The sequence below is a fragment of the Pseudomonas sp. LB3P14 genome (assembly GCF_054898045.1).
This window is the reverse complement of the sequence record NZ_CM142714.1, coordinates 6,867,562-6,893,686: the sequence shown is the minus strand read 5'-3', so window position 1 is coordinate 6,893,686 and position 26,125 is coordinate 6,867,562. Positions and strand designations below refer to the sequence as shown.

Sequence of the window (26,125 nt, the reverse complement as noted above, 5' to 3'; positions counted from 1 at the left end):
TGCGATGACGTTGCAACTGACGCTTCCCTGCGATCAGTGTCAAGCCTTGTCCGTTACCAGCCCCGGCAATGCATGCGCCAGGGCGTTGATGGCGAAACCGATAAACATCACCCCGCACAGCCGGGTGATCAACAGCTCATGGCGCTGGTACACGTTGCGCACCTGTTGCGCACCGACAATGCCAATGAGGATAGCGTAGGCCATGAGCCCACCGACGAAGCTCAGGACAATCAACCACGGCAGCATCGACCAATGAAGCAATTCGGCGCGGCTGGAAAGCAGCGCAGTAAAAGTCGCTACCGCCACCGGGTAAGCCTTCGGATTGGTCAGGCCAAACAGAATGCCGTGCCAGAACGGCTGCCGCGCCGGCCCCTGTGGCGCTTCGACACTGCTGCGACGAGCGCGAACCGCGCGCAGGCCGAGCCAGAACAGGTAGAGCCCGCTGAGCACGCCCAGCACATCGAACGCGGTACTGCCGATTTCCCGCGCACCGACAATCGCGATCAGCGCAGTGCTGCACCAGACCACGTCGCCCAGCAAATGCCCGCAGAGAAACCCCGCCCCTGCCCTCCGACCACGCGCCGCACCGATGCCGAACACCGCCAACACACCCGGCCCCGGCGTGATGCCGTAGATAAAGCCCGAGGCGAGAACGGCCATTAGCAGCGATGGGGTCATGGGGAGTCCTTTTGAACCACTGGGTGAATGCACGCAAGTCTATCTCAGGTCTCCGGGGATCGACTCACTGATCGTCGAAGAACTTCATCCCCGCATACGGACGTTGTCGACAGGCTGCCAGTCGGGATGACAGATCGCCGACATGGGCTTCGAGCTTGTGCCCGTCCGGGTCGAGGAAATAGAAGGATGCGCCTTCGCTCCGGTTATCACGCCACTCCTGGACGTCGGCGGATCGCAGGTGTTCGACGAAGAGCGGGAAGTCTGTTGCGCTGATGCTGAAGGCGTAATGGGTGTAATCGGCGGCGGGTTCGGAGTTGCACAGTGGATCGAGGGAAAGGCACAACCAAAGGCCCGGCAGCGAGAGGTAGGCACCGTTGTCCCACGTGGCTTCAAGCTGAAGTTGCAGCAGATCGTGATAGAACGCCACGCTGCGGTTCAGGTCGGTGACGGCGAGGGTCAGGTGGTTGAGGCCTGTTAGCAATTTTATTTCCTCACGGGTATGTTCTGAACCAACGGTATCTGGAGTGTAAAACAAGTGGAAAAGCATAAAACCAAAAGACACAGCGATGCGCTTCTTACAACAGACATATCGCGCGGGCACTCAGCACACCAGGCCTTGATGTTCGACGAAATCCAGCAAGCGCTGAGTGAAGCGAATAGCGGTGATTTCGCAAGCCCCAAAGAAATGAAAGCGGTTGTAAGCAAATGGGTGACGAATATCAGCTGATGCAAAGTTTTCAAAGCCAAAATGCTCAACCGCAATGCTGTCCGCTTAAGAAAATCTTGAGGTAAGAGAGAAATCTGTGGCGAGGGGCAAGCCCCCTCGCCACAGATGCGGGTATGCCTAAAAAACCGCGTTTAAGTGGACACCATTGCTTTGGGTGGCGCTGGATCACTTGGGGTTGGTGGCGCGGCAGATGACTTTATCGCGCGAGGTTGGGGCGGGGTTGTTGATCGCCGGTGTGGTGTTGATTCAGTTCGGTGCTTCACCGGCCAAAGCGGTGATCGCGACATCCTGATCGTTCCCATGCTCTGCGTGGGAATGCCTCTAGGGACGCTCCGCGTCCAGTGACGCGGAGCGTCACGGGCTGCATTCCCACGCAGAGCATGGGAACGATCGCCATCTTGCGATCGCAGCCTTCGCCAGCCCCCGCAAGGATGCGTGGTCGATGCAGGGACCGGCGTAGCCTGCGATCTTTTAAAACTTATCGAGCGTGCGCAGCTTCTGCGGCAACCCCCACATCAGCAGCGCAACGGCGATCAGCGCAGCGACGCCGATGACATACAGCGCCGGCGTGGTGCTGCCCGTCAGGTCCTTGATCCGCCCTACCATCACCGGGCTGACAATGCCGCCGAACTGGCCGAGGGTGTTGATCACCGCGATCCCGCCAGCAGCCCCTGCGCCGGCACCGGCCAGCAGTTTTGGCGGCAGGGTCCAGAAGCTCGGGATGGACGCGATGATCCCGGCACCGAGCAAGCCCAGCGCGACAATCAGGAAGGTCGTGTGGTTAGCGAAGATCCCTGCACAGAAGAACCCCACCGCGCCCACCGCCACCAGACCTGCAACAAACTTGCGCCGCTCACCGGTCGAGTCGGACAACCGCCCGATCACCACCATGCTGATGGCGCCGCAGATGTAAGGGATGGCGGTCAGCAAACCGATCATCACCGGGCTCTCGGTGCCGGCACTGCGAATCAGTTGCGGGGCCCAGAAGTTCAAGCCGTAGGACGCCACTTGAATCAGGAAGTAGATCAGCCCGAGGGTCAGGAAACCCGGGATCCGCAGCGCGGCGAGCAACGAGCCGCCACTCTTGTGCGGTTCATGGTGCGCGATGCGACTGGCCAGCAGCGTTTTCTCTGACGGCGTCAGCCAATGGGCGTCTTCGATGCGGTCCTTGAGCAACGTCAGCACCAGCAAGCCAAGGCCGATGCAAGGCACGCCGCCCAGCAGAAACAGCCAGTGCCAGCCGCGCATATCCATAAAGCCGTCGAGGTGTTGCAGCACCAGACCGGAGAAGGGTGCGCCGACCAGGCCGGCAAACGCCGACGACAGAAACAACATCGAAGTAATGCGCCCGCGATAGTGCTGCGGGAACCACAGCGTCAGGTAATACAGCACGCCCGGCGCAAAACCCGCCTCCATCGCGCCGATGACGAAGCGCAGGGCGTAGAACTGCCATTCACTGTTGACGAAAACCATGGCGGCGGTGGCGAGGCCCCAGGACATCATGATCCGGGCGATCCAGCGCCGGGCGCCGACCTTGTAGAGCATCATGTTGCTCGGCACTTCGAAGATCACATAACCAACCACAAACAGCCCGGCGCCGAGGCCGTAAGCGGTGTCGCTCAGGCTCAGGTCGGTCTGCAACTGGAACTTGGCAAAGCTGATGTTGATGCGGTCGAAAAACGCGAACAGGTAGCAGACCATGATCAACGGCATCAGGCGCCAGGCGACTTTGCTGACCAGGGCTTTTTCTTCGTCGTGGCTAACGGACGGGCTCGTGCCCGCCTCCAGTACATTAAGGCTCATGATGTTCCTCCAGGCGGACTTCCTGTGGGTGTCCGATTGTTTTTGTTGTCTGGTGTGGGATTACAACGTTGTGATGGACTGCGGGGTCGGATGCAGATCGCAATTGCGTCCAGCCTTGGCCAGCTGACCGGGCACTTCGTGGCCGAGCAGCGCCGGCAACCCTCGGGATAGCTTCAGCAACAGCGGCAGATCGATGCCGGTATGAATGCCGATTTCATCGCACAGGTTGACCAAATCTTCGGTGCAGATATTGCCCGAGGCGCCCGGCGCGAACGGGCATCCGCCGAGCCCGCCGAGGGCGGCGTCGAAGCGTCGGGCACCGGCCTCGTAGGCGGCCAGCACGTTGCACAGACCGAGGCCGCGAGTGTTGTGGAAATGCAGGGTCAGATCAGCGGGCGAAACTCGCTGCAAGACCCGCCGCACCAGACGATCAACCTGCCGCGGATTGGCCATACCGGTGGTGTCGGCCAGGGTAATGCCCTGGATCCCGAGCTCCTGATAAGCCTCGACGATTTGCAGCACGCGATCCTCATCGATCTTGCCTTCAAACGGGCAGCCAAAGGTCGTGGCGATGCTGCCGTTGAGGCGCACCTTCGTCCCGGAAACGTATTGCACGATCTCGCCGAACGCGGCCAGCGAGGCTTCGCAACGCATGCGCATATTCGCCAGGTTGTGGGTCTGGCTGGCGGACATCACCAGATTCAGCTCGTCGGCCTTGGTCGCCAGTGCCCGTTGCGCGCCTTTCAAGTTGGGGATCAGCGCGACGTAGATCACCCCCGGTTGCCGGACGATGCCCTTGAACACCAGCTCACCATCGCGCAGCGCCGGTATCGCCTTGGGGGAAACGAACGAGCCTGCTTCGATGCGGCTGAAACCGGCCAGCGACAGCTGATCGATCAAGGCAATCTTGTCGACGGTTTCGACCCAGGTTGGCTCGATCTGCAAGCCATCGCGGGGGGAGACTTCCTGAACAATCAGGGTCTCGGAAAAGTCAGTGATCATTGCACCACCCCTTCAGCTTTCAGCCGTTCGATGTCCAATCCCGTGAGGCCAAGCCCCGCGAGGATGCCGTCGGTGTGTTGACCCAACGTAGGTCCGGACCAGTTCACGCCACCGGGCGTCTCGGACATTTTCGGCACAATGCCGGGCATCTTCACCGTGGCACCGCCGGGCAGGTCAGCGTTGAGCAGCATGTCCCGCGCCTGATAGTGCGGATCGGCGACGATGTCGGCCACCGAATAGATGCGCCCGGCCGGGACTTCGGCAGCTTCCAGCGCCGACAACACCTCGTCGATCGGCAGGCTGCTGGTCCAGTGAGTGATCGCCGCATCAAGCACGTTGCTCTTGGCGGCACGACCGTCGTTGTGGGCAAACTCCGGCGCATCGGCCAGATCACGGCGACCGATGACTTCCATCAAGCGCTTGTAGATCGGGTCGCTGTTGCCGGCGATCACCACGTAGGCGCCATCGGCCGTCAGGTACGTATTGGACGGCGCGATGCCCGGCAAGGCCCCGCCGCTGCGTTCACGAACATGGCCAAGCATGTCGTATTCCGGCACCAGGCTTTCCATGACGTTGAACACACTTTCAGCCAGGGACACATCGACGACTTGCCCACCGCCCTGCCCGGTCTTGACCCGCAGCAGCGACATCAAGGCACCGATCACCGCGTGCAGCGAAGCCAGGGAATCGCCGAGGCTGACGCCAACCCGAGCCGGTGGTGAACCGGGGGTGCCGGTGGTGTAGCGGATCCCGCCCATGGCCTCGCCGATCGCACCGAACCCAGGACGATCACGGTACGGGCCGGTTTGGCCATAACCGGAAATGCGCACCAGGGTCAGATTGGGGTTGAGGGCGTGCAACACGTCCCAGCCCAAACCGAGCTTTTCCAGGGCGCCGGGGCGCAGGTTTTCGATCAGCACGTCGGCGCTGGTCGCCAATTGCTTGACCAGTTCGATGCCTTCGGGGGATTTCAGATTAAGTGCCAGGGACTTCTTGTTTCGCGATTGCAGGTACCACCACAGCGACGTGCCTTCGTGCAGCTTGCGCCATTTGCGCAGGGGGTCGCCCTGACCCATGGCTTCGATCTTGATCACTTCGGCGCCGAACTCGGCGAGCATGCGCGCGGCGAACGGCGCGGCGATCAGCGTGCCGATCTCGATCACTTTGATTGCACTTAAAGGGGCAGTCATCGCGGGGTACCTCATGTTGTTCTTGGAATATGAGCCAAGGCTAGAGGACCACGGGACCAGGAATCCAACCTTCAGTTGGCAACGAGCGTTCGCGAAACGCGAACGCCTTGAAGATTACCGCGACCTCAAGTCAGCCTTCGCGAGCAGGCTCGCTCCCACAGTTGATCTGCGGCGTATACAAAACCCCTGCTCGCGAAGAGGCCGGCCCTGCCAACACATCTCTCAGACCTGTTCACGCAACTGCTCAAACAACATCCGGCTCACCGGCGACAGCGCCGCTTCATCGCGCACCACGATGATCAACGCACGATCCGACCAGTCATCCGTCAGCGGCACCGCATGCAAACCCAACGCCTGGCCAAATAATTCATAAGCCTTTTGCGGCAGGATGCCGATGCCCATGTTGGCCTGGACCATCCGGCACATGGCGTCGAAACCCGGCACATGAATCCGTAACCGCAGCACTTTGCCGGCCTGGCGCGCGGCTGCGTGGGTGCGCATGTTGATCGAACTGGCGGCATGCAAACCGACGTAGTCGCTGTCCAGCGTATCAGCGAAGGCCAGGCTGGGACGACTCGCCAACGGATGATCGGGCAGCATCAACACCACCAGCTTGTCCTGTCGATAAAGCACGCTGTGCAGACCTTTGACGTCACTGTCACTGGAGCAGATCCCCAGGTCGGCCACGCCATCCAGCACACCCTGAATCACCCCGCTGCTGGGGCGTTCTTCGAGGTCGGTCTTGACCTGAGGATGACGCTCGGAAAAGTCTCGCAGGTCCTCAGGCAGAAACTGAATGATCGCCGACAGGTTGGCGAGCATCCGCACATAGCCGCGCACGCCGTGGCTGTGCTCGCCCAGTTCGAGCCCCATTTTCTCGACGTTGAACAGCATCTGCCGGGCATGGTGCAACAAGGTTTCACCGGCCGGCGTCAGGGTCATGCCTTTCGCCTGGCGCACGAACAGGCTGATGCCCAGCGCTTCCTCCAACTCCATCAACCGCTTGCTGGCCGCCGACACGGCGATTGCTTCACGCGCGGCGGCACGGGTCAATGTGCCCTCCTCATGAACGGCGACAAACAGCTGGAGAGTGATCAGGTCGAGGCGGCGGATCAGGCTTTTCTGCAGCATGGGAGGGCTCGATGCTTGGGTTCGGCTGAGTCGGCAGGATAGCCCGGTTTCCAAGCAATTGGCCCACAACATCACGAGACATCGAAGAGGCTCATTGCGCCGACATGGAGCCGGCGCTGATCCGACACTTTTGTGAACCCATCACCGAGCTTTTACGCACGCGTGGTCGGAAAATCGGCTGCTGAACTAAAACCCGGGAAGCCTCGCAAGTTTCCCGGGGCAGCAAAACCTCCTAAAACGCGCTGCGGAAAATCTCCTCGATCTGGCGCTGATCCGCCGTTCGAGGATTGGTCACGCCACACGCATCTTTCAAGGCATTGGTGGCGAGGATCGGGATGTCGTTGAGCTTGGCGCCGAGCTCACGCAAACCAGCGGGAATGTCCACGTCCTTGGACAGGCTGCGGATTGCCACGATGGCTGCCTGGGCGCCCGCTTCCGGGGTGAAGCCGTGAACATCGACGCCCATCACAAGGGCTACATCAGTGAGTCGATCGGCGCACACCAGCGCGTTAAACCTTTGTACGTGGGGCAGCAATACCGCGTTGCACACACCATGAGGCAAGTCGTAGAACCCGCCCAACTGGTGAGCCATGGCGTGGACATAACCCAGGGATGCGTTATTGAACGCCATGCCCGCGAGGAACTGCGCGTAAGCCATGTTTTCGCGCGCGGCCATGTCACTACCGTCACGGACAGCCGAGCGCAGGTTGTTGCTGATCAACGTGATCGCCTTCAGTGCGCAGGCATCGGTGATCGGATTGGCCGCCGTGGAAACGTAGGCTTCGATGGCGTGAGTCAACGCGTCCATGCCGGTGGCAGCCGTCAGGCCCTTGGGCATGGCGACCATCAGCGCCGGGTCGTTGACCGACAGCAGTGGCGTGACGTTGCGATCGACAATGGCCATTTTTACGTGACGGGATTCGTCGGTGATGATGCAGAAACGGGTCATCTCGCTGGCGGTGCCGGCGGTGGTGTTGATGGCGATCAGCGGCAGTTGCGGTTGGGTGGATTGATCGACGCCTTCGTAATCGCGTATCTGCCCGCCGTTGGTCGCGCATAACGCGATGCCTTTGGCGCAGTCATGGGGCGAACCGCCGCCCAGGGACACCACGAAATCACAGCGGGTTTCCTTGAGCAGAGCCAGACCACTTTCGACGTTGGCGATGCTCGGGTTAGGTTTGGCGCCGTCGAAAATCACCGAATCGATGTCCTGCATCGCCAGTTTCTCGGCAATCATCTTCGCTACGCCCGCCTTGGCCAGCCCGGCGTCGGTGACGATCAGTGCCTTGCGAAAACCGTATTTGCGAATGGCGTCCATGGCTTCGTCCAGGCAACCAATGCCCATGATGTTCACGGCGGGGATGAAAAACGTGCTGCTCATGAGCGAGTCTCCTGGCTGAGGCCGAATCGGCAGCGCCGATCCAGCAGGTACCCACAGGATCGACCTATCGGTCATGCAGTAACTTGATCTGGCTCAAGTCTTGGTCGTGATAAAGTCGCCGCCCATCAGACCTTTTGCTTTGAGACTTTGACCGCAATGACCGATTTCCAGGATGTTGATGCCCAACTTGAAGACTGGAACGCCTTGCGCGCCACCGCCTCGTTCAGCGGCCTGCTGGTGGGCAACGGCGCCAGCCGCGCCGTGTGGGACGACTTCGGCTACGACTCGCTGTTCGAAAACGCCCGCACCGTAGAAGAAAAACCCTTGAGCCAGTCCGAGCTGAGCGTGTTCGACGCCCTGCAGACGCGCAGCTTCGAGCAGGTGCTCAGCGCGCTGAAAACCACCAGCCGGGTCAACAAGGCCCTGGCCGTGAGTTCCGCCGCACCGCGCAATCGTTACTACGCGATCAAGGAAGCGCTGATCAACACCGTGCACGCGGTGCACATCCCGTGGCGACTGGTAGTGCCTTCGACACTGGCGACGATCAATCAGGAGCTGGGCCGCTACCGGACGGTGTTCACCACCAACTATGACCTGCTCAATTACTGGGCGATTCAGCATCAGCCTGACGCGATCACCGACCTGTTCCAGGGGGCGGAGCCCAGCTTCGATCTAAGCGCCACGGCGACCGATAGAACCCGCCTGCTGTACTTGCACGGCGGCCTGCATCTGGTGCGCAATCAGGACGGCACGGCGCGCAAACTGATGTCGACCGAAGGCACGTTGCTCGGCAGTTTCGCAATCAACAACACGATCAAGACCCTCGACGACGTGCCACTGTTCGTCAATGAAGGTCCGGCGCAGGACAAGCTCAAGACCATTCGCAGCTCGGACTATCTGTCGTTCTGCTACGACCAGCTACTCGGTCATGGCGACGGGTTGTGCCTCTTCGGTCACGCCCTGGGTGAGCAGGACAGCCACATCATCCACGCCTTGCGCCAAGCGAAACCGCAGGTGGTGGCGATCTCGATTTATCCGCGCAGCAAGGCGTTCATTCAGCATCAGAAGCGGCATTACGCGAAGGTGTTTGAGGGCACTGGTGTGGGGTTGCGGTTTTTTGATTCGAAGACCCATGCGCTCGGCAGCCCGAAGCTGACGGTGCCGGTAGAAGTCTGAAGATCGTTCCCACGCTCTGCGTGGGAACGATCAGCGGTGAGTTCAGAGCACCGGCAAGGTCTTGTCCTTGATCACCGTCGTCGGCCCGTTAGCCTTTACGCTGGCGATGCCTTTATCCATCGCGGCAGGTGAGGCGTAAGCCTCGCTGCTACCGATGATCTCGTGGTTACCGGCCTTGAGGTTGAAGTAAGGATGGCCATCCTTGGTGGTTTTCTTCTCGTAGCGTTCATCCTTCGGGCTGTTGCTCTGAACCGACGCGATGCCTTTGTCGGCGGCAGCGCGGGTGGTGTACAGCTCGCCGGTCAGAATGGTTTCCGCGTTGGCGGCCTTCAGTACAAATTTGAACTGACCATTGCTGCTTTTGCTCACTTCATACCATCCAGACATGCTCTTTCTCCTTGGCAATTGAGAGGTTTCGCGCTTCAGAGTAAAGACCAACCTGCCCTACTTCACCACCGCGCGCACCACCGATAACTCCGGCGCCTGCACCCGTCGCTGACTCAGGTACCGCGTACAGCTGACCCGCAAAAACGAGGCGAAATTCACCACCTCGCCGCGGTAGTCCATCACCTCTTCATACAGCTTGGCGATCAACTGGTTGGTGGTCATGCCGTCGACCTCGGCGATTTCGCTGAGGATGTCCCAGAACTGATTCTCCAGCCGCAGGGTGGTGACCACCCCGCAGATGCGCAGCGAGCGGGAGCGCGATTCGTAGAGAATCGGGTCGGCTTTGACGTAGAGCTCGCACATGGACAGGTCCCTCGTTACAGCGTGATTTTGGTGCCCAACAACCCGAGGAAACCGGCGAGCCAGCTCGGGTGCGCCGGCCAGGCCGGAGCAGTGGCCAGATTGCCTTGAACGTGACCTTCCGTCACCGGGATATCGATGAACGTACCACCGGCCAGGCGCACTTCCGGAGCACAGGCCGGGTAAGCGCTGCACTCGCGACCTTCAAGAATCCCCGCTGCCGCCAGCAATTGTGCACCGTGACACACGGCGGCAATCGGTTTGCCGGCCTTGTCGAACGCTCGCACCAGTTCCAGGACTTTTTCGTTCAGGCGCAGGTACTCCGGCGCACGACCGCCGGGGATCAGCAGCGCGTCGTAGTCGGCTTCCGCGACCTTGGCGAAGTCGAAGTTCAGGGCAAACAGGTGGCCGGGTTTTTCGCTGTAGGTCTGGTCGCCTTCAAAGTCGTGGATTGCCGTGCGTACGGTCTGACCGGCGGTTTTGTCCGGGCAAACGGCGTGCACCGTGTGGCCGACCATCAGCAGCGCCTGAAACGGCACCATCACTTCGTAGTCTTCGACGTAATCGCCGACCAGCATCAGAATTTTTTTAGCCGCCATGGGGAGGACTCCTCTGGGAAATATGGGGTCATGCAGGAGTATTCAAGGTAGTCCTTATCCGCGGGGTCGGGTAATAACCGGTTACTACCTGATAGAACGCGTCATCGTTCATCGCGGGCAAGCCCGCTCCCACAGGTCTTGTGTCGTTCTTGCGGCTGATGCAAAACCTGTGGGAGCGTGGCTTGCCCGCGATGGCGTCCTCAAACTGTACGGATAACTCTGCGGCTAGCTGTAACAGCGCGATCCCTGCGGTTTATGGCTAGATGAAGACTCTTCCCGCCACCCTCGATTCTGGTCCCCCTCATGTCCTCGCGCGAAAACACCGGCATGGCCCTCGGCCTGCTCGGCGTTGTGATCTTCAGCCTCACCCTGCCCTTCACACGGATCGTCGTGCAGGAGCTCCATCCGCTGCTCAACGGCCTGGGCCGTGCGCTGTTCGCGGCGGTTCCGGCGGCGTTGTTGTTGCTGTGGCGTCTGGAAAAATGGCCGACCTGGAAACAGGTCAAAGGCCTGACCCTGGTGATTGCCGGGGTGATCCTCGGCTTCCCTGTGTTGTCAGCCTGGGCCATGCAAACCTTGCCGGCGTCTCACGGTGCGCTGGTCAACGGCCTGCAACCGCTGTGCGTTGCACTGTATGCCGCGTGGTTGTCCCACGAACGACCGTCGAAAGCCTTCTGGGCCTGCGCCGCACTGGGCAGCGCGCTGGTGCTCGGTTATGCGCTGATCAGCGGTGCCGGCAGCATTCAGGCCGGTGATTTGCTGATGCTCGGGGCAATTGCCGTGGGTGGCCTGGGTTATGCCGAGGGCGGCCGATTGGCCAAGGAGATGGGCGGCTGGCAGGTGATCTGCTGGGCGCTGGTGCTGTCGACGCCGTTGCTGCTCGGGCCGGTGGTGTACCTGGCGTTGCAACATCAGGGCGAGATTTCGGCCAAGACCTGGTGGGCGTTTGGCTACGTCTCGCTGTTTTCGCAATTCATCGGCTTCTTCGCCTGGTACGCCGGGTTGGCGATGGGCGGCATTGCACGGGTCAGTCAGATCCAGCTGTTGCAGATTTTCTTCACCATCGCCTTTTCGGCGCTGTTCTTCGGTGAACACATCGAGCCGATCACCTGGCTGTTTGCCGCCGGGGTGATCGTGACCGTGATGTTGGGACGCAAGACCGCGGTCAAACCCGCTCGGGTCGCCACAGCATAGTCTTGTAGGAGCCAGGCTTGCCGGCGAAGGCGATCGTGAGGACGCTTTCGCCGGCAAGCCTGGCTCCTACAGGGTTAGAGGTAACCGTCAGCCCGCAGCAGGGTTTCGAGGCAATGCTCGGTGATCTGATAGAAATCCTTCAGCTCCTGAATCTTCACCAACAGCTGAGTCGGGTCCACCGGCTCGGCACGTTTGACCGCCAGGATCATCTTGTTCTTGTTGGTGTGGTCCAGTGAAATGAACTCGAACACCTTGGTCTCGTAACCGCAGGCTTCCAGAAACAACGCGCGCAAACTGTCGGTGACCATTTCCGCCTGCTGCCCCAAATGCAGACCGTATTGCAGCATCGGCTTGAGCAGCGCCGGGCTCTGGATTTGCAGGCGGATCTGCTTGTGGCAGCACGGCGAGCACATGATGATCGAGGCGCCGGAACGGATACCGGTGTGAATCGCGTAGTCGGTGGCGATGTCACAGGCATGCAGCGCGATCATCACGTCCAGCTCGCTCGGCGCCACGCTGCGCACATCACCGCACTTGAACACCAGCCCCGGATGCTCGAGCTTTGCGGCTGCGGCGTTACACAGGTTGACCATTTCTTCGCGCAGCTCGACACCCGTCACCACGCCTTCGGCCTTCAAGGTGTTGCGCAGATAGTCGTGGATCGCGAACGTCAGGTAACCCTTGCCCGAACCGAAGTCCGCCACCTGAACCGGCTTGTCCAGCGCCAAGGGCGAGGTGGTCAGTGCATGGCTGAAGACCTCGATGAATTTGTTGATCTGCTTCCACTTGCGCGACATTGCCGGGATCAGCTCATGCTGCTTGTTGGTCACGCCGAGGTCGGCGAGGAACGGTCGGCTCAGGTCGAGGAAGCGGTTTTTCTCGCGGTTGTGCTCGGCGGACGGCACCTCGCGCAATTGCTGAGGTTTGCTCTTGAACAGCGAAGACTTGCCCTTTTTGCTGTATTCGAGCTGGGCTTCGTCCGTCAGCGACAGTAAATGCGCATTTTTGAACGACGCGGGCAGCAACGCGGCGATGGTCGCTACGCCCTCGGCAATCGGCAGGTTCTTGGTGATATCGCGAGTCTTGTAGCGGTAGACGAAGGACAGGCAGGGCTGATCCTTGACTGTCAGCTGTTTGATGATCAGCCGCTGCAGGTCCGCCTCAGTGCCGACGTACTTGGCCAGCACCAGTTTGATGAAGGCGTTATCGTCGAGGCTGGATTGCAGCAGGTCGATGAACTGGGCGTGATGATCCGGTGCGAGGCTGGCGGGAGTGGCGGTGACAGACATGGAAAAAACGGCCTCGGGCGGTGCGGATCGGGGGATGGCGGGTATTTTAGGGGGGATGGGGATTGAGGGCACGGGTAATTTCCCGAACGGTGCAGAATCAAAAGATCTACCCTAAAACCACCAACCGATTCGGCAACTCATTCCTCACATGCGTCACCGGCACATGCACCTTAAGCAACTCGCCGCACGCCTCCACACACGTCACAAATCCCTGCAACGTCTGCCCCTGCTTCACCTGTTGAGTGAACGCCGCGACAATCGCGTCCCAGTTTTTGTTATCCAGGCGCGTCGAAATCCCCTCATCGACCAAAATCTCCACATAGCGCTCGGCTTCGCAGACAAATATCAGCATGCCGGTGCTGCCCACCGTGTGGTGCAGGTTTTGCTCCAGAAACTGCCGGCGCGCCAGGTTCGAGGCGCGCCAGTGACGCACCGAGCGCGGGATCAGGTGCGTGGTGATTTTCGGAATCCGGAACACCAGGCACAGCACGATGAACGTGATCCATTGCACCAACAACAAACTGTGCAGGGTCAGCCAGCCCGTCAGGTAATGCACGATACCCGGCACCACCAGCGCCAGCAGGCTGGCCCAGAGCAGCGGGATGTACGCGTAGTCGTCGGCGCGGGCCGCGAGCACGGTCACCAGTTCGGCGTCGGTGTCGCGCTCGACCCGGGCAATCGCCTCGGCGACTTTGCGTTGTTCGTGTTCGGTCAGTAATGCCATGTTTAAGAATGCCCACTCGCTATTGTTGTGTGATCACCAGCCGCCCGAGGAACCGCCTCCCCCGAAACTGCCCCCGCCGCCGCTGAAGCCCCCGCCTCCACCGCCACCAAAACCTCCACCGCCGAACCCGCCGCTCGAACCGCCTCGACCACCGCCGCCGCTGGGCAGAATCCCGAGCATCTGGCAGACAAACATCGTCAGGATGAACAGCATCACCAGAAACACGAAGATCCCAGGATGCCGTGAGACAAAGTCGCCTTCCTGATTGCCGCCAGAGTCATACACCGTGGACGGCTCATCCAGCGGATTGCCACCCAGCACCACGAGCATTGCCGCGACCCCGTCGCTGATGCCCTTGCTGAAGTTGCCGGTCTTGAACGCCGGGGTGATCACCTGATTGATGATCACAGAACTCTGCGCATCGGTCAGACGATCTTCCAGGCCATAACCGACTTCAATCCGCAGCTTGCGATCGTCACGCGCAACGATCAGCAGGGCGCCAGTGTTTTTGTCCTTCTGACCGATGCCCCAGTAGCGCCCCAGCTGATAACCGAAGTCCGCAATGTCGGTGCCCTGTAAATCCGGCAACGTGACCACTACCAACTGCTCGCCGGTGGCTTTTTCATGGGCCTGAAGCTGTTGCGTCAGCTGCTCGCGTACCGCAGGCTCGATCATCTGGGCGTTATCCACCACCCGCCCGGTCAGTTCCGGAAACTTCAACGCGGCCTGGGCCGTCAGGGCAAACACCCAGAGCAACAGCACCAGGCCAACTTTCAACACGCGCATTGGCAACCTCATCCGTGGTGATGCTTCAAGCCCCTTGCGGCGCTTACTGGAACTTCACTTGAGGCGCTTTTTCCGCATCGGGGCTGGTGGCCTCGAAGGTTTCGCGGATCGGCAAATCGCTGTACATCACGCTGTGCCACAGGCGACCAGGGAAGGTACGGAGTTCCGTGTTGTATTTCTGCACGGCGAGGATGAAGTCACGACGCGCCACGGCGATGCGGTTCTCGGTACCTTCAAGTTGCGATTGCAACGCCAGGAAATTCTGGTTGGCCTTGAGGTCCGGATAGCGCTCGGACACCACCATCAAACGGCTCAAGGCCCCCGTCAGCTGATCCTGCGCCTGTTGGAACTGTTTGAGTTTTTCCGGGTTATCCAGGGTCTTGGCATCGACCTGGATCGAAGTGGCCTTGGCCCGGGCTTCGATCACGGCGGTCAGGGTTTCTTCTTCGTGCTTGGCGTAGCCCTTGACGGTTTCCACCAGGTTGGGAATCAGGTCGGCGCGACGCTGGTACTGGTTCTGCACCTGGCCCCAGGCGGCCTTGGCCTGTTCGTCGAGGGTCGGGATCGTGTTGATGCCGCAGCCTGCCAGCAGTGTGGTCAACAACATCAAGGCTGCAACCTGCAGGCTCGACCGATAGTGGTGTCGTACATTCATCTGGTTGACGCTCCCTTGCCCATTCCGTTGAAAAACAACCTTCGAACTTTGAACCCGGCTCTTGGGGCATAATCTGCCGCCGCCACTGGATTGCATCGAGCCAATGGGCTAAAAGATGCCCCTGCGCTAAAACACTGCGCAAGTGTGCCTGCATTTACCTGAACAACAATAGTCGCTCCCTAATTTTTGGCTGACCGGCGCGTATTCACTGCCGTTTAGGCTTTTGAGAAAACTATTCATGAAGAAGCTGTGTTTGCTGGGCCTGTTCGTCAGCCTGGCCAGTCATAACGTATTGGCCGCCACGACGCCCGCACCTCTGGAAAACAAGGACGCGTTCATCAGCAACCTGATGAAGCAAATGACCCTCGATGAAAAGATCGGCCAGTTGCGCCTGATCAGCATCGGCCCGGAAATGCCTCGGGAGCTGATCCGCAAGGAAATCGCTGCCGGCAACATCGGTGGCACGTTCAACTCGATCACCCGCCCGGAAAACCGTCCGATGCAGGACGCGGCCATGCGCAGCCGGCTGAAGATCCCGATGTTCTTCGCCTATGACGTGATCCACGGCCACCGCACTATTTTCCCGATTCCGATAGCCCTGGCTTCGAGCTGGGACATGGACGCCATCGGCCTGTCCGGGCGCATTGCCGCCAAGGAAGCCGCGGCTGACAGCCTCGACATCACCTTCGCGCCAATGGTCGACATCTCCCGTGACCCGCGTTGGGGCCGGACTTCCGAAGGCTTCGGCGAAGACACATATCTGGTTTCGCGCATCGCCGGCGTCATGGTCAAAGCCTTCCAGGGCACAGGCGCGAACGCGGCCGACAGCATCATGGCCAGCGTCAAGCACTTTGCCCTGTACGGCGCGGTCGAGGGCGGTCGCGACTACAACGTCGTCGACATGAGCCCGGTCAAGATGTTCCAGGACTACCTGCCACCGTACCGTGCGGCTATCGACGCCGGTGCTGGCGGGGTGATGGTCGCGCTGAACTCGATCAACGGCGTGCCGGCCACCGCCAACACCTGGCTGATGAACGACCTGTTGCGCAAGCAATGGGGCTTCAAAGGCCTGGCCGTCAGCGACCACGGGGCGATTTTCGAGCTGATCAAACACGGCGTCGCCCGTGACGGTCGCGAAGCCGCGAAGCTGGCGATCAAGGCCGGCATCGACATGAGCATGAACGACACCCTCTATGGCAAAGAACTGCCAGGGCTGTTGAAGGCGGGTGAGATCCAGCAAAGCGACATCGATAACGCGGTGCGTGAAGTGCTCGCCGCCAAGTACGACATGGGCCTGTTCAAGGACCCGTACCTGCGCATCGGCAAGGCTGAGGATGACCCGGCCGACACCTACGCCGAAAATCGCCTGCACCGCACCGAGGCCCGTGATGTTGCGCGCCGCAGCATGGTGTTGCTGAAGAACCAGGGCGAAACCCTGCCGTTGAAGAAAACGGCAAAAATCGTCCTGGTGGGCCCGCTGGCCAAGGCACCGATCGACATGATGGGCAGCTGGGCCGCCGCCGGTAAACCCGCGCAATCGGTGACGCTGTTCGACGGCATGACGAGCGCATTGGGCGCACAGTCGACGCTGATCTACGCCCGTGGCGCCAACATCACCAGTGACAAGAAAGTCCTCGACTACCTGAACTTCCTCAACTTCGACGCACCGGAAGTCGTGGACGATCCGCGTTCGGCCCAAGTGCTGATCGACGAAGCCGTGAAAGCCGCCAAGGACGCTGATGTAGTGGTGGCAGCGGTCGGCGAGTCCCGTGGCATGTCCCACGAATCGTCGAGCCGCACCGACCTGAACATCCCGGCCAACCAGCGCGATTTGATCAAGGCCCTGAAGGCCACCGGCAAACCGCTGGTGCTGGTGTTGATGAACGGCCGTCCGCTGTCGATTCTCGAAGAGAAAGAACAGGCTGACGCGATTCTGGAAACCTGGTTCACCGGTACCGAAGGCGGCAACGCCATCGCCGACGTGTTGTTCGGCGACTACAACCCGTCGGGCAAATTGCCGATCACCTTCCCGCGCTCGGTGGGTCAGATTCCGACCTACTACAACCACCTGAGCATTGGCCGACCATTCACCCCAGGCAAACCGGGCAACTACACCTCACAGTATTTCGATGACACCACCGGGCCGCTGTTCCCGTTCGGCTTCGGTCTGAGCTACACCGAGTTCAGCCTGAGCGACATGGCCCTGTCATCCACCACGCTGAACAAAACCGGCAAGCTCGACGCCAGCGTCATGCTGAAAAACACCGGCAAGCGCGACGGCGAAACCGTGGTGCAGTTGTACATCCAGGACGTGACCGGGTCGATGATCCGCCCGCTCAAGGAACTGAAGAACTTCCAGAAAATCATGCTGAAGGCCGGCGAACAGAAAGTCGTGCACTTCACCATCACCGAGGATGACCTGAAGTTCTTCAACGCCCAGCTCAAGTACGCTGCGGAACCGGGCAAGTTCAACGTGGAGATCGGCCTGGATTCCCAGGACGTGACGCAGCAGAGCTTTGAACTGTTGTAACCCCCGCGCGGACTGATCGTTCCCACGCGCAGCAAAGGAATGCAGCCCGTGACGCTCCGCGTCACTGGACGCGGAGCGTCCCTTGAGGCATTCCCACGCGGAGCGTGGGAACGATCTGGCGTCACTAGCCGCGTCGATCCAGCAGATTCACCACCAGCCGATCCACCCATCCCCATACCCGTTGCTTCACCCGCCGCCACAGCGGTCGGCGTTTCCATGCCTCCAGGCTGACTTCCTGGCTCTGCGCAAAGTCCTTCTCAAAACTCGCCGCCACCGCCCGCGTCAGCCCAGCGTCCAGCGCCTCAAGGTTGGCTTCCAGGTTGAAACGCAAATTCCAGTGATCGAAATTGCACGAGCCGATGCTTACCCAGTCGTCGATCAGGACCATTTTCAAATGCAGGAAACACGGCTGGTATTCGAAGATCTTCACCCCGGCCCTGAGCAATCGCGGGTAGTAGCGATGCCCGGCATAGCGCACCGACGGGTGATCGGTGCGCGGCCCGGTCAGCAGCAGTCGCACATCGACACCCCGGTCAGTTGCCCGGCGCAATGAACGACGGACTTTCCAGGTCGGTAGGAAATACGGCGTCGCCAACCAGATCCGCCGCTGGCCACTGTTCAGCGCGCGAACCAGCGATTGCAGGATGTCCCGGTGCTGGCGGGCGTCGGCATAGGCGACCCGGCCCATGCCCTCGCCCACGGACGGCACGCGTGGCAGACGCGGCAAGCCGAAATGCGAAGCGGGTTTCCAGGCACGCCGATGCCGGTTGGCGATCCATTGGCGGTCGAACAGCAACTGCCAGTCGATGACCAAGGGGCCGGTGATTTCCACCATCACTTCGTGCCATTCGCTGGTGTCTTCACCCGGCGTCCAGAACTCATCGGTCACCCCGGTGCCGCCCACCACGGCCATGCTTTGATCGACCAGCAACAGCTTGCGGTGATCGCGGTAGAAGTTGCCGACCCAGCGCCGCCAGCTCAGGCGATTGTAGAAACGCAGCTCCACACCCGCCGCCATCAAACGCTGACGCAAGGTCAGGGTGAACGCGAGGCTGCCGTAATCATCGAACAGGCAGCGCACACGCACGCCACGTTCGGCAGCCTGGACCAACGCCTGAACCATCGCCTCGGCACAGGCACCTGCCTCCACCAGGTACAGCTCCAGTTCGACCTGCTCTTCGGCGCGGGCAATCGCGACCAACATCCGCGGGAAAAACTGTGGACCGTCGATCAGCAGTTCAAAACTGTTGCCTTCACGCCAGGGGAAAATTGCACCGGCCATGTCAGCGCGCCGTGAAAATCAGTACCGCACCCACCGGCACCGACAGACTGATGGCCGACAAACCGGCGACCTTGCGCAAGTTTTCCAGGCCGGGGGCCAGGTCGAAATCCGCAGCGTTGATGATCAGCGGTTCGAGGGTCACCACCTGGAAGCGTCGGTCATCGAGACGGGTTGCCAGCAGTTCGGCGTTGTATTCGTGCTTTTTACCGTGAAGGTTGACGGTCACTGGCAAACGCAATTCAAGTTGCGCACCGGGCGCGAGGTCGTTGATCGGCCGCAGATCGATTTGCGCGGTGATCAGCGCTTCGGGGAAGACCTGGATGTCAAACAGATCCTTGCGCATGCGTTCATCGCGCAGCGGGATGCCGCTGTTGACCGAGTCCACCTCGACTTCGACCTGCGCCAGCCCCTTGGGATCGACCTTGCCGTGCAGCACCAAAAAGCGCTGCACTTCGGAAATGTTGGTGTTTTTGGTGCTGATGAACGACAGCCGCGAGGACTCGCCATCCAGATACCAATCGGCGTGGGCCGACAGGGCGGCACTGGCCAACAGCAGAAAGGCGAGGGGTTTGGAGAGAAAGCGGTTGAACATAGAGACTCGTGGGGCAGATAAACCTGCACGAACCTTAACCGCCCGTGAGCGCATTGCAAACCGCGAAGATCAAAAGATCGCAGCCTGCGGCAGCTCCTACAGGGGAATGCGCTCACATGTAGGAGCTGCCGCAGGCTGCGATCTGTTATGCCTTACGCCAACGCGTGCTGCACATCGCCGATGGTGGCGGCCAAACTGTTCAGGTGCAGGCTCAGTACCCGTTCCACCGGTGCCTGATCCATCGGCCAGTGCAGCGCCATGCTGCCGACCAGTCGGCCGTCGGCATGGATCGGCAAGGCCACCGCGCGAATCAGAAACGGCAGGCGCACCGGGTATTCCCAGTAACCTTCGGTGCGCTGGCCGAAGCCCTGATGCAACGCCTGCTCGCTGGCGCTGAAGAGACTCTCATCGGGCAGCCGTTCACGACCGGCCAGTCGTTCCACTTCATGGGTATCCAGCTCGCCCAGGCACGCCCGGCCCATGGCCGAATGAAACAGGCTGGCGTGCTGGCCGACGATCTGGCAGTTGTTCGGGTAACGCTTGCGCAGCACCGTGGGTATCGCGCTTTCCATGACTTCCACCCGCTCGCCATCGAAGCTCGACAGGTCCGCCACCAGTCCGGTGCGCTCGCTCAACTCCAGCAACAGCGGCGCGGCGCTTTCGACCAGTCGCCGTTTGAAACGCTGCTGGCTGTCGCCAAACAAGCGCTTGGCGCACAGCCGATAACGCCGGTCGCTCAAGCCACGATAAATCCAGCCTTGCTCCTGCAAGGTCAGCAACATGCGCGACACCGTGGCCTTGGGCAGGGTCGTCAGGTAGTGCAACTCCTCCAGACCCAACGCCTGATGCTCGCCCAGCAGTTCGACGATGGCCAGGGCCCGTTCGACGGAACGTACGCTGCCGGTTTCTGCCTTGCTGTCCATGGTTTCGATCTCCCTAAGCCCTGATGGAATAGCCCGGATGGGTGATCGCTTTATGCAGCAAGATGCGGGCCCGCTCGGTGAGTTCAGGCATTTTGCAGACAGCTCGGAGGCCGGCGCTTGACCCATTGAGTCAGCTGTTCATGGGCGTAAGCCAGTTGCAGCACCGCCCGATCGGCCTGGGCCGGGCCGATGATTTGCAGGCCCATCGGCAACCCGGCCGGGCTGAATCCCACCGGCACATTCATGCTCGGCAAACCGGCCAGGGTCGGCCCAATCACCACCTCCATCCAGCGGTGATAGGTGTCCATGGACTGCCCGCCGACGATGCGGGGCCAAGGGGTTTGTGCATCGAAAGGGAACACTTGGGCGGTGGGCAACAGCAGAAAATCGTAACGCTCGAACAACTCGCTCAAGGCCCGATACCAATCGCTGCGACTGACCGACGCCTGGTAAACATCCGCCGCCGTCAGGCGCAGGCCACCCTCGATTTCCCATTGCGCCTCGGGTTTGAGCAAGTCGCGTTTTTGCGGGTCGGCATACAACGCGCCGAGGCTGCCCTGCACCAGCCAGTGGCGGTGCACCAGCCAGGTCTGCCACAGGCGTTCCATGGAAAAGTCCGGCTGACAGGCCTGGACCCGGCAACCCAGCGCCTCGAAATCCTCAAGTGCCGATTCGCACAGGCTCAACACGCCGTCGTCCATCGGCAAATAGCCGTTGTAGTCCCCCAGCCATCCCAGCCTCACGTCACTGAAATCCTGCACCAGCGTGTCGCTAAAAATCTCCGGGCTCTGCGTGAGCGACAAAGGCACGCGCGGGTCATAACCGGCCTGAGTGCCGAGCAAACGGGCGACATCGGTCACGCTGCGGCCCATCGGCCCTTCGGTGGCCAGTTGCTGGACGAATACGTCCGGCGCGGGCCCGTGAGGCACGCGACCTTGTGATGGACGAAAACCGAACACGTTGTTGAACGCCGCCGGGTTGCGCAACGAACCCATCATGTCGCTGCCATCGGCCACCGGCAGCATGCGCAATGCCAGCGCCACCGCCGCCCCGCCGCTGCTGCCGCCGGCGACTAACGTCGGGTCGTAGGCGTTGGTGGTGGTGCCGAACACGCTGTTGTAGGTCTGTGAGCCGAGGCCGAATTCCGGGACGTTGGTCTTGCCGATGATGATTGCCCCGCAATCGCGAACCCGCGCCACGCTGATCGCGTCGTGTTGCGGGATCTGCTCGGCAAACAGCGGCGAGCCCAGGGTGGTGCGCAAACCGGCGGTGGCCGCCAGGTCCTTGATGGCTTGTGGCATGCCGTGCATCCAGCCGCGGGACTGGCCCTGATCCAACTGCCGGTCGCAGGTGTCGGCCTCTGCCAGCAACTCATCGGCCGGGCGCAGCGAGACCAGCGCGTTGACCTGCGGATTGAAGCGCTCGATCTGCGCCAGATACGCCAGCATCACTTCACGGCAGGAAACCCGGCGGGCATGAATCGCCTGCGACAACGCATCAGCGTCCATTTCAACAATCGGATTAAGGCTCAAGGTTTCACCTCAAGGTTAAGTGCAGCGGATGTCTTGCTGCGGGGTGCCTCGTGCATGCAGTAAGTGCCCAATAACGTCAGCACGCAAGCGAACAGGACATAGAAGGCCGGCGCCACGGGCGTCGCCATAACCTTGCTGAGCCAGGTAACGATCAACGGGGCGAAACCGCCGAAGACCATGACCGCAACGTTGTAGGCCACCGACACCCCGGTGGAGCGCACTTCGATCGGAAACTGTTCGGCCAGTGCGGTCGGCGCCGGGCCGAAGAACCCGCCGATGGCGCTGCACAACAACAGTTGCATCACCAGCAAACGTTCCACCGATGGCGCCGTCGCAACCCACACGTACAGCGGATACACCATCACGAAAAACGCCAGGGTAAACGCCATCAATACCGGGCGCCGTCCGAGCCGGTCCGACAGCGCGCCGGACAGTGGAATGATCACGGTCATCACGGCAACTGCGAGCATTTGCACCAGCAGCACCTGATCCAGCGGCAGGCCGAGGTTTTTATGGGCGAAGGTCGGCATGTTCACCAGCACCACATAAAACGATACCGTCGCACCGCACGCCAGGCCCATCGACACCAGAATGCTGCGTCGATGTTCGCGAATCACTTGCAGCAAGCCCGGGCTCGCGCCTTTGGCCTGTTTGCGCGATTCGAGAAACTCTTCCGGTTCCTCCATGTGCTTGCGAATCCACAGCCCGACCGGGCCGATCAACAAACCGATCATGAACGGAATCCGCCAGCCCCAGCTATCCAGCGCCTCGGGGGAAAGCAGATGAGTAAACAACGCCACCATCCCCGCCCCGGAAAACACCGCCAGGCATTGCCCCACCAACTGCCATGAACCGTACAAACCCTTTTTATGCGCGGGTGCACTTTCCACCAAAAACGCCGTGGCGCTGGCGTATTCGCCGCCCGTGGCGAAGCCCTGGAGCATCCGCGCGACCACGATCAATAACGGCGCGCCCATGCCGATGGCGGCGTAGTTCGGTGCGAACGCGATCAGCGCGATGGACACCGTCATCAGGCGGATGATCATCTGCATCGCGGCCTTGCGCCCTTTGCGATCGGAATACATGCCCAACAAAATGCCACCCACCGGGCGCATGAAAAACCCGACGCCAAAGGTTGCCAGCGCCATCAACAGGGACGCGTATTCGTCCTCGGACGGGAAAAATTGCCGGGCGATGATGCTCGCCAGAAAGCCGTAAACGATGAAGTCATACCATTCCAGGGCATTACCGATAACGGCGGCGACCACCTGCCGGGTGCGCGAAACGCCTGTGCTCGAAGTCTGCATGGGGAACTCTCCAAAAACCTGTTGGGCGATAACGGACGCGACGTGGCGCGCCCGGTCCAGCGGCAGTAGAAAGTGAGGTCGTCAGGCCGGCTTGAGCCAGCGCTCGGTCAGCGCCCCCCAATACGCCGCGCCCGTCAGCAGGATGTCGTCGTTAAAGTCGTATGACGGGTTGTGCACCATCGGCCGCGAAACGCCATTGCCGATGAACAGATAGGCGCCGGGGCATCGTTGCAGCATCCAGGCAAAGTCTTCGCTGCCCATCAGTTTGGGTGTGTTGCCGTCCACTGCGTCGGCACCGAGCAGCTCGACGCCGACCTGCCGGGCGAACTCGGTTTCGGCGGCGTGGTTGACCAACACCGGGTAGGCCGGGCGATGTTCGATGCGCGAACTGCAACCGAAACTGCGGGCCTGGGATTCGATGATCGCGCGCACGCGTTCGAGGGTTTTCTCGCGGACTTCGGCGTTCAGGGCGCGCAGGCTCAGGCGCAGAATCGCCTGCTGAGGGATGACGTTGGCGGCCTCCCCGGCCTGCAATGCACCGACGGTCACCACAGCGGCCTGCTGTGCATCGATGTTGCGCGCGACCACGGTTTGCAGGGCCATGACCACACTCGCCGCCGCCACCAGCGGATCCACCGCCAGATGCGGCATCGAGCCGTGCCCACCTACGCCCTCGATGGTGACCGTGAGCAAATCCTGCGAGGCCATCATCGGCCCTTCGCGAAAGCCCAAGTGCCCTGCAGGAAGTCCCGGCATGTTGTGCATGCCAAACAACGCGTCGCAGGGAAAACGTTCCAGCAAGCCATCGGCGAGCATCGCTTCGGCGCCGCCCTGCCCTTCTTCGGCGGGTTGGAAAATCAGGGTCAGGGTGCCGTCGAATTGGCGGGTCGCGGCGAGATAGCGCGCCGCTCCCAGCAGCATCGTGGTGTGGCCGTCATGACCGCAGGCGTGCATGCAGCCCTGATGCCGACTGCTGTAAGCCGCGCCAGTATTTTCGATGATCGGCAAGGCGTCCATGTCTGCCCGCAGCCCCAGTTTGCGTGAACTGCTGCCGCTGCGCAGGACGCCGACCACGCCGGTCTTGCCGATACCGGTGTGAACTTCATAACCCCATTCCTCGAGGGATTTTGCCACCAGCGCCGAGGTGCGGTTTTCCTCGAAGCCGAGTTCCGGATGGGCGTGGATGTCCTGGCGCGTGGCGTGCAGGTCGCTGGCCACGTCGCTGAGCCAGGCAAGGATGTGCTGATGTCGGGTCATGACGATTGTCCTCGGGCCGGGTGTATTCCCGTTCTTTTTGTTCGCAGTGATTTCGCGACACATCAAGGCAGGTCGCGCTCACCGCCAGATAACCGCGAGTTCGGCGCGAGGACAATCGAATGTGGTTCCACTGCGTGGAACCTGATGAGCGCAGGACTGTGGTGCTCAGGGATTCAGGCGGCAGCCTTGGCGCTCGCCGATCCATTGCGCGCTGTTGCTGCGGCCCATGCCGCTGACGGTGACGCGCTTGCGGGCGGCGTCATCGGTAAAGCCACTGGTCGGCAGCCACTGTTTCACATAGCTGTGGCAATACTCGGTTGGATTGTTCATCACGTAACGGCACGAACAATATTCCTTGGCGGTGTAGGCACTGATGATGTCCGGGAACGCCCACAGCGCGACCCGCTCTTGCCAGATCCAACCGAGCAAGGCGATCAGCAGGATCAACAACAGCGTGCTGAACGGTCGGCGACGAACAAGGCTGCGGCGGTTCATGGCTGCACCTTCGCGGCAAATGCCTTGAGCGCGAGCTTGAGCAACGCGTTGTGCTGGTAGCTGGCGTCGCGGTCATCGCCATAGCGCACTATCACCAGGTTTTCGCCAGGCATCACGTACATCGCCTGACCCCAATGCCCCAGCGCCGCGAAGGTATCGTCGGGTGCATCGGGCCAGGGTTTTGCCGCGCCATCCACCGCGCGGTTAAGCCACCAATGGCCGCCGGGCACGGCGTCGTCCTGATGGGCTTGATGGTGGGCGAACGGTTCGCGGTTGAAAGCGGTCCAGTCCTTGGGCAGCAATTGGCGCTCGCCCCAACGGCCGTCGCGCGCCATCAACAGACCGACTCGGGCCAGATCCCTGGCGGTGAGGTAGGCATAGGATGACGCGACGAACGTCCCCGTGGCATCGGTTTCCCAGACGGCGTGACGAATCCCCAAGGGCTCGAACAGAGCGGTCCATGGATAGTCCGGATAACGGGTCGGGCCGACGATGGTTTTCAGCGCGGCGGACAACAGATTGCTGTCGCCACTGGAGTAACGGAATGCCGGACCGGGTTTGGCGTATTCAGCGTGATCGGTGATGAACGCGGCCATGTCCTGGTGACCACGGGTGTAGAGCATCGCGACCACCGAGGATTTCAACGGCGCGTATTCATAGTCTTCCTGCCAGTCCAGGCCCGAGGCCCAGTGCAGCAGATCGGCCATGGTCATCGTCGGGTGCTTTTCCAGCGGTGGATAAAACTTCAGCACCGGGTCCTGGAGTTTGAACAGGCCCTCGCCATAGGCCACGCCGAGGACCGTGGCCATCAGGCTTTTGCTGATGGACCAGGTCAGGTGCGGGGTGTCGGCGGTGGTTGGGTCGGCGTAGCGTTCGTAGATCAACTGCCCGTCGCGGACTACCAGCAAAGCGTCGGTGCGGATGCCTTTTCGGATGGCCTCATCACGGGGTGGGAAGGCGTAAGCCTCCAGGGCTTGAAGCGCCGGCCCGGTGACTGTCGGGGCGGTCGACCATTGCTCGGCAGGCCAGTTTTCGGCGTGGGCCGTGAGGCTGAGCAACAGCCAAAAAATCAGGGACAAGCCTTTGGACATGGCAGGGGCTCGGAGGGATTGGCCTGCTGAGCCT

26 protein-coding genes are annotated in these 26,125 nt (G+C 61.1%); 4 read left to right on the top strand and 22 right to left on the bottom strand.

The window, feature by feature from the left end; genetic code table 11:
• Positions 1 to 39: 39 nt before the first annotated feature.
• Together ACYZT5_RS31675 and fos are read right to left on the bottom strand one after the other, a co-directional pair.
• A complete protein-coding gene (locus ACYZT5_RS31675; protein WP_462048808.1) occupies positions 40 to 678 on the bottom strand; it encodes a LysE family translocator in 639 nt (212 codons plus the stop codon).
• A gap of 64 nt (positions 679 to 742) precedes the next feature.
• Positions 743 to 1,159 (bottom strand): fosfomycin resistance glutathione transferase, encoded by a 417-nt coding sequence (gene fos / locus ACYZT5_RS31670; protein ID WP_462048807.1) that lies wholly within the window; start codon positions 1,157 to 1,159, stop codon positions 743 to 745.
• 54 nt (positions 1,160 to 1,213) lie between these two features.
• On the opposite strand from fos, the gene ACYZT5_RS31665 reads away from it, so the two are divergent.
• A complete protein-coding gene (locus tag ACYZT5_RS31665) occupies positions 1,214 to 1,405 on the top strand; it encodes a hypothetical protein (protein ID WP_462048806.1) in 192 nt (63 codons plus the stop codon).
• Between the two features lie 471 nt (positions 1,406 to 1,876).
• Here ACYZT5_RS31665 and ACYZT5_RS31660 read toward each other — a convergent pair whose 3' ends face one another.
• The 5 genes from ACYZT5_RS31660 to yiaY all read right to left on the bottom strand — a co-directional run bounded on the left by ACYZT5_RS31660 (position 1,877) and on the right by yiaY (position 7,912).
• Complete coding sequence (locus ACYZT5_RS31660; protein ID WP_462048805.1) at positions 1,877 to 3,208, bottom strand: MFS transporter; 1,332 nt, start codon at positions 3,206 to 3,208, stop codon at positions 1,877 to 1,879.
• A 60-nt stretch (positions 3,209 to 3,268) separates the two neighbouring features.
• Positions 3,269 to 4,210 carry a hydroxymethylglutaryl-CoA lyase gene (locus tag ACYZT5_RS31655; RefSeq protein WP_462048804.1) on the bottom strand — a complete coding sequence of 314 codons (942 nt, stop codon included), beginning with the start codon at positions 4,208 to 4,210 and terminating at the stop codon, positions 3,269 to 3,271.
• Positions 4,207 to 5,400 carry a CaiB/BaiF CoA transferase family protein gene (locus ACYZT5_RS31650; protein ID WP_462048803.1) on the bottom strand — a complete coding sequence of 398 codons (1,194 nt, stop codon included), beginning with the start codon at positions 5,398 to 5,400 and terminating at the stop codon, positions 4,207 to 4,209. Before ACYZT5_RS31650 ends, ACYZT5_RS31655 begins: the two co-directional genes overlap by 4 nt.
• Positions 5,401 to 5,622: 222 nt before the next feature.
• Positions 5,623 to 6,531 (bottom strand): LysR family transcriptional regulator, encoded by a 909-nt coding sequence (locus ACYZT5_RS31645; protein WP_462048802.1) that lies wholly within the window; start codon positions 6,529 to 6,531, stop codon positions 5,623 to 5,625.
• 232 nt (positions 6,532 to 6,763) lie between these two features.
• Positions 6,764 to 7,912: an L-threonine dehydrogenase gene (yiaY, locus tag ACYZT5_RS31640; RefSeq protein WP_462048801.1), complete on the bottom strand. Its 1,149-nt coding sequence runs from the start codon at positions 7,910 to 7,912 to the stop codon at positions 6,764 to 6,766.
• A gap of 156 nt (positions 7,913 to 8,068) precedes the next feature.
• Here yiaY and ACYZT5_RS31635 point away from each other — a divergent pair, with 156 nt between their 5' ends.
• Positions 8,069 to 9,088 (top strand): DUF4917 family protein, encoded by a 1,020-nt coding sequence (locus ACYZT5_RS31635; protein WP_462048800.1) that lies wholly within the window; start codon positions 8,069 to 8,071, stop codon positions 9,086 to 9,088.
• Positions 9,089 to 9,130: 42 nt separating this feature from the next.
• On the opposite strand, the gene ACYZT5_RS31630 is transcribed toward ACYZT5_RS31635, so the two are convergent.
• The 3 genes from ACYZT5_RS31630 to ACYZT5_RS31620 are packed head-to-tail and all read right to left on the bottom strand — an operon-like array spanning position 9,131 to position 10,434.
• A complete protein-coding gene (locus ACYZT5_RS31630; protein ID WP_462048799.1) occupies positions 9,131 to 9,475 on the bottom strand; it encodes a YegP family protein in 345 nt (114 codons plus the stop codon).
• 57 nt (positions 9,476 to 9,532) lie between these two features.
• Complete coding sequence (locus tag ACYZT5_RS31625) at positions 9,533 to 9,838, bottom strand: ribbon-helix-helix domain-containing protein (RefSeq protein WP_008025707.1); 306 nt, start codon at positions 9,836 to 9,838, stop codon at positions 9,533 to 9,535.
• Positions 9,839 to 9,852: 14 nt separating this feature from the next.
• Positions 9,853 to 10,434, bottom strand: coding sequence for a DJ-1/PfpI family protein (locus ACYZT5_RS31620; RefSeq protein WP_201255973.1), 582 nt, complete (start codon positions 10,432 to 10,434; stop codon positions 9,853 to 9,855).
• A 303-nt stretch (positions 10,435 to 10,737) separates the two neighbouring features.
• Here ACYZT5_RS31620 and ACYZT5_RS31615 point away from each other — a divergent pair, with 303 nt between their 5' ends.
• Complete coding sequence (locus tag ACYZT5_RS31615; protein WP_462048798.1) at positions 10,738 to 11,628, top strand: DMT family transporter; 891 nt, start codon at positions 10,738 to 10,740, stop codon at positions 11,626 to 11,628.
• Positions 11,629 to 11,702: 74 nt separating this feature from the next.
• Here the strand turns inward: ACYZT5_RS31615 and ACYZT5_RS31610 are convergent, their stop codons facing one another.
• The 4 genes from ACYZT5_RS31610 to ACYZT5_RS31595 all read right to left on the bottom strand — a co-directional run bounded on the left by ACYZT5_RS31610 (position 11,703) and on the right by ACYZT5_RS31595 (position 15,082).
• Positions 11,703 to 12,917, bottom strand: a complete 1,215-nt coding sequence (locus tag ACYZT5_RS31610) for a class I SAM-dependent methyltransferase (protein WP_462048797.1) — start codon at positions 12,915 to 12,917, stop codon at positions 11,703 to 11,705.
• A 106-nt stretch (positions 12,918 to 13,023) separates the two neighbouring features.
• Positions 13,024 to 13,641 carry a TPM domain-containing protein gene (locus ACYZT5_RS31605; RefSeq protein WP_462048796.1) on the bottom strand — a complete coding sequence of 206 codons (618 nt, stop codon included), beginning with the start codon at positions 13,639 to 13,641 and terminating at the stop codon, positions 13,024 to 13,026.
• A gap of 33 nt (positions 13,642 to 13,674) precedes the next feature.
• On the bottom strand, positions 13,675 to 14,427 hold the full coding sequence (locus tag ACYZT5_RS31600) for a TPM domain-containing protein (RefSeq protein ID WP_462048795.1): 753 nt from the start codon (positions 14,425 to 14,427) through the stop codon (positions 13,675 to 13,677).
• 43 nt (positions 14,428 to 14,470) lie between these two features.
• Positions 14,471 to 15,082, bottom strand: coding sequence for a LemA family protein (locus ACYZT5_RS31595; RefSeq protein WP_008152939.1), 612 nt, complete (start codon positions 15,080 to 15,082; stop codon positions 14,471 to 14,473).
• Positions 15,083 to 15,320: 238 nt separating this feature from the next.
• Here ACYZT5_RS31595 and bglX point away from each other — a divergent pair, with 238 nt between their 5' ends.
• Positions 15,321 to 17,612, top strand: a complete 2,292-nt coding sequence (bglX, locus tag ACYZT5_RS31590) for a beta-glucosidase BglX (RefSeq protein ID WP_462048794.1) — start codon at positions 15,321 to 15,323, stop codon at positions 17,610 to 17,612.
• A 124-nt stretch (positions 17,613 to 17,736) separates the two neighbouring features.
• Here the strand turns inward: bglX and ACYZT5_RS31585 are convergent, their stop codons facing one another.
• The 8 genes from ACYZT5_RS31585 to ACYZT5_RS31550 form a co-directional block, all read right to left on the bottom strand.
• Positions 17,737 to 18,894 (bottom strand): phospholipase D-like domain-containing protein, encoded by a 1,158-nt coding sequence (locus tag ACYZT5_RS31585; RefSeq protein ID WP_462048793.1) that lies wholly within the window; start codon positions 18,892 to 18,894, stop codon positions 17,737 to 17,739.
• Position 18,895: 1 nt separating this feature from the next.
• Positions 18,896 to 19,486, bottom strand: a complete 591-nt coding sequence (locus tag ACYZT5_RS31580; RefSeq protein WP_462048792.1) for a YceI family protein — start codon at positions 19,484 to 19,486, stop codon at positions 18,896 to 18,898.
• A gap of 152 nt (positions 19,487 to 19,638) precedes the next feature.
• Positions 19,639 to 20,409, bottom strand: a complete 771-nt coding sequence (locus ACYZT5_RS31575) for an IclR family transcriptional regulator (RefSeq protein WP_462048791.1) — start codon at positions 20,407 to 20,409, stop codon at positions 19,639 to 19,641.
• 83 nt (positions 20,410 to 20,492) lie between these two features.
• The gene (locus tag ACYZT5_RS31570; protein WP_462052341.1) at positions 20,493 to 21,917 is read right to left on the bottom strand and encodes an amidase; all 1,425 of its coding nucleotides are present in this window, start codon (positions 21,915 to 21,917) and stop codon (positions 20,493 to 20,495) included.
• A 20-nt stretch (positions 21,918 to 21,937) separates the two neighbouring features.
• Positions 21,938 to 23,248, bottom strand: coding sequence for a citrate-proton symporter (locus tag ACYZT5_RS31565; RefSeq protein ID WP_462048790.1), 1,311 nt, complete (start codon positions 23,246 to 23,248; stop codon positions 21,938 to 21,940).
• Positions 23,249 to 23,329: 81 nt separating this feature from the next.
• Positions 23,330 to 24,505: a M20 aminoacylase family protein gene (locus ACYZT5_RS31560; protein ID WP_462048789.1), complete on the bottom strand. Its 1,176-nt coding sequence runs from the start codon at positions 24,503 to 24,505 to the stop codon at positions 23,330 to 23,332.
• A gap of 165 nt (positions 24,506 to 24,670) precedes the next feature.
• The gene (locus tag ACYZT5_RS31555) at positions 24,671 to 25,000 is read right to left on the bottom strand and encodes an amidase (RefSeq protein ID WP_462048788.1); all 330 of its coding nucleotides are present in this window, start codon (positions 24,998 to 25,000) and stop codon (positions 24,671 to 24,673) included.
• A complete protein-coding gene (locus tag ACYZT5_RS31550; protein WP_462048787.1) occupies positions 24,997 to 26,091 on the bottom strand; it encodes a serine hydrolase domain-containing protein in 1,095 nt (364 codons plus the stop codon). Before ACYZT5_RS31550 ends, ACYZT5_RS31555 begins: the two co-directional genes overlap by 4 nt.
• Positions 26,092 to 26,125 lie beyond the last annotated feature (34 nt).